Origin of the sequence: Glycomyces dulcitolivorans (assembly GCF_003265355.1) — a bacterium.
GTDB classification, from domain to species: Bacteria; Actinomycetota; Actinomycetes; order Mycobacteriales; family Micromonosporaceae; genus Glycomyces; species Glycomyces dulcitolivorans.
Window position 1 is genome coordinate 1 of the sequence record NZ_QFRW01000113.1, and the last position, 913, is coordinate 913.

Sequence of the window (913 nt, forward strand, 5' to 3'; positions counted from 1 at the left end):
CGAGGGCGCCGCCGAGGCCGTCGCCGCGACGCCCGGGCAGCTGCCCGCGCTCGCCCGCGCCGGCGTCGTCGACGCCGGGGGGCTCGCGCTCGCGCTGCTCCTGGAGGCGCTCGTCGAGACCCTCACCGGATCGGTCCCCACAGGCGCTTTGGATCTCCTTGAGCGCCACCGGGTCCGGGCGGTCGAGGAGGCCGAGCAGGTCCCGCGCGAGACCGGGTCCGAGGTCTTCGGGTACGAGGTCCAGTACCTGCTCGAAGCGAACGCCGCGGCCGCGTCCGACCTGCGCCACCGGCTCACCGACCTCGGCGACTCGGTCGTCATCATCGGCTCCCGGGCCGCCCGGGACGTCACCACGTTCAACGTCCACGTGCACGTCAACGACATCGGCGCGGCCATCGAGGCCGGGATCGAGCGCGGCCGGGTCCACCGGATCTCCGTGACCCGCTTCGCCGACGGCCCCGAGCACGCCCACAAGGAGCCCGAACCGCCCGCCGAACCCCGGCAGCGGGCCGTCGTCGTGGTCACCGCCGCGGCCGCCATCAGGGCGCTCCTCGCGGGCGAGGGCTGCCGCACCGCCACCGTCGCCACCGTCGCCGCCGAACTCGACGCCGCGCGCGAGAGCGAGGCCCTCAGCGCCGTCGTCCTCGTCGACACCCCCGAGGCCGCCCGGACCGCCCGCAGGGCCGCCCAGGACGCCCGCCGGGACGGCTTCCGCGTCACCGTCGTCCCCACCGGCGCGGTCGTGCAGAGCCTCGCCGCGGTCGCCGTCCACGACCCCGACCGGCACTTCGACGACGACGTCGCCGCGATGGCCGAAGCCGCGGCCGCCTGCCGCACCGGCGAGGTCCGCAGCCGCGAGGGCGCCTACGCCGTCGTCGTCGGCGGCGAGGCTGTCGCCACCGCCCCCGACGCC

Annotated in this window: 1 pseudogene; it reads left to right on the forward strand. The window is 77.2% G+C overall.

The features are described 5' to 3' along the window. A pseudogene (locus tag DI269_RS12940) lies at window positions 1-913 on the forward strand (DAK2 domain-containing protein); the annotation flags it as partial.